Below are 2668 nucleotides of genomic sequence, written 5' to 3'. Positions count from 1 at the left end.
GCAACCGGGCCGCCTGGGCCCGCACGCCGCTCTCGCTTCGGGCCGAGACCACCCACGGCACCGCGGCCGGCGGCGCCACGATCGGACGGAGATCCTGGCGGCCCGGGTCGAACGACGACACGCCCGCGACCCGGAATTCCGCGACGGTCCATTCCTTGCCGTCGGCGTCGTCGCGGAACATATTGTCCGCGAATCGGTTTCGTCGGTCCGGCGCCGTGCAGTCCGGATCGGCCCCCGACTCCGCGCCGCTCAGACGTAGTGCAGCCTCGATGAGGCTTGCGATACCCGGCACGCTCGACGCTCGACTTTCATCACCCGCCGCACCTTCCCGGAGCACGGCATGGATCCGATCACCGTCGGCGAGTGCCCGGGTGAGCGGTTTCAATACCACCATCCCGCCGCCCTCGCCGCGCTCCCACGATCCGCCGGCCAGCGCGAGCTCGCTGTCGCCGCTGCGCACGCTCGCATATGCCAGCCGGACCGCCATCAGCGACGACGCGTGCGCGTCGCCGACCGTGACGCTCGGGCCCGCGAAGCCGAAGTGGGCCGATAGACGCTCAGCGATGCCGTGATCCTCGGTGCCGGATACGAAGACACCGCAGCGCAGTCCCTCGAGCGCGTTGGCGACCACGCCCGCGTTCTCGAGCGCCTCCCAGCCGAGTTCCAGCGCCGACAGGTGCCGCGAGTCGATCGCCTGCGCCTCGTCGGGCGCGATCCCGAAGAAGTCCGCGTCGAATTCCGCTGCGGTGCCGAGGAAATCGGCGCGCTCGGTGATGTTCTCCGGCCCGGTCGGGGCCCCGATCACGGCGGCGCGCCCGTCTCCGAGCATTTGCCGGTAACTGTCGAGATCGGCCGCCCCCGGCATTCTGCAGGACATACCGACGATAGCGACGGCATTTGCCGATCCGGTCACCTCTGAAATTCCTTCCTCGATGAACGCGCGAACTCGCGAACACCCTCGCCAGTACTCCGGTGAGGGTACGAATTCTGCTTCTAAACAACGTTTTTCGACGCGTTCACGGCCCAGCGAAGAGTCCCGAACGATATATGAGCGTCATCCACGCGCGGCCGGAGTCGACCCGGAGCAGAGGTTGCCGACCGCTCCGATATGACGGGTTCGGCGCGGCAACCGACCCGCGAGCGACCGAAAGCCGGTGCGCTGCAGGGTTTGCCGGAGTATCGGGGCCCGCGGAGAAGAGGTAGTGCCCGAGCGGGGTGCGTACGACGCATCTACGCTACGGCGCCGTGATCTATCACAAGGATCCCTTTCGGGGTTCGTACAACAGCACAGGACTCATAGTTACTGAACAGTATTTGGCCGCTCTCGGGCTTGCCAGCATTGGGAATAGTGTGATGAGCGCCGCTGTCCGGCGATCGGTCGCACCACCGAGAACCGCCCACTGCCTGCGGGTTCGCCGCATCGACACCGCTTCGACCCCCGGATCGGGCAGTGTCGGCAGCTCCGCGACCGCTGAGTAACCGCCTCCGCCGCCCACGCGCTGCCATCGGCGCGAATCGAGCCGCGACGAGGCCCCCGGCGGCATGACAGAAACGAAAAGGTCCCGGAACCTTCCGGTTCCGGGACCTTTTCACTAGTAGCGGGGACAGGATTTGAACCTGCGACCTCTGGGTTATGAGCCCAGCGAGCTACCGAGCTGCTCCACCCCGCGTCGGTGAACACAACATTACACACGAGTCGACAGACGTAGCAAATCCTGTGGTCAGAGCGGTTTTCGAGAAGCACAGACGCGATTTCGGCGTGGACCGCCGCGACCGCCACACGACGACTCCACACCGCGGAAAACGGTCGGCGACCCCGCCACAGCGAAACATCGAGCCGCCGACCACCGCGGGATCGCCACACGGATACGCCGAACCATTCGAACCGGCGACTCGATGCGGAAGCCTCGCTTCACCCCGAATGACGGAGAACATCGTGGGAAACGCGCGCGTTTCCACAAAGCAGCCCGAAAAAACGTGACCCGGCCCACTATTTGCGCGTGATTCATCGCACATAACGACCACATAACGAACGACCGGAATGTCCGACCACTGCATAGCCAACCTGCATCAACGCTGGAATCCGGTTATTCGCTTCATGCAATTGTGTCTGTTATCAAGACGTGATCTGTCGAGATCTCTTCGTTATGGTCGAACGCGGCCCGGAGCGAACCCGTGATGGGCATCCAGACCCGAACCGTTGCACACCGGCAACCCTGCCCCGCGGTTCGGGGATCCCCGACCTCCTGGGGGCAGGGACGCGGCGGACCATCGCCGGGCCGGCGGGCGCAGGGAGGGACACCACCATGAACAAGAACCGGAAGATCAGCAGTCGCGCCCTCGGCTTCGCCGCCGTCGCCGGCGCCCTTGTTGCCGTCCCGTTCGCAGCTTCCACCACTGCTTCGGCTGCGCCCGCCCACGACTGGGACGGTGTCGCGCAGTGCGAGAGCGGCGGCAACTGGAATATCAACACCGGCAACGGCTACTACGGCGGCCTGCAGTTCACGCAGTCCACCTGGAACGCCAACGGTGGCAGCGGCTCGCCGCAGAACGCGAGCAAGGAAGAGCAGATCCGCGTCGCGGAGAACGTGTTGCAGACCCAGGGCCCGGGCGCCTGGCCGGTGTGCGGCCAGTACCTGCGCTACGCGCCCGCCGAGGAGCCCCGGCC

Annotated in this window: 2 protein-coding genes and 1 tRNA gene; 1 reads left to right on the top strand and 2 read right to left on the bottom strand. The window is 66.1% G+C overall.

Translation table 11 applies throughout. The features are described 5' to 3' along the window. A partial coding sequence (locus NE2_RS31810) for a beta-ketoacyl [acyl carrier protein] synthase domain-containing protein (protein ID WP_167356810.1) occupies window positions 1–913 on the bottom strand: 913 nt, incomplete at its 3' end. Window positions 914–1596: 683 nt separating this feature from the next. Then, a tRNA-Met gene (locus tag NE2_RS31805) sits at window positions 1597–1670 on the bottom strand. A 636-nt stretch (window positions 1671–2306) separates the two neighbouring features. Here NE2_RS31805 and NE2_RS31800 point away from each other — a divergent pair. Continuing rightward, the coding region (locus tag NE2_RS31800; RefSeq protein WP_167356809.1) for a transglycosylase family protein at window positions 2307–2668 on the top strand (362 nt) is incomplete at its 3' end.

The sequence above is a fragment of the Nocardia elegans NBRC 108235 genome, assembly GCF_001612845.1.
Classification (GTDB): Bacteria; Actinomycetota; Actinomycetes; order Mycobacteriales; family Mycobacteriaceae; genus Nocardia; species Nocardia nova.
This window is presented reverse-complemented; position numbering and strand designations above follow the sequence as displayed.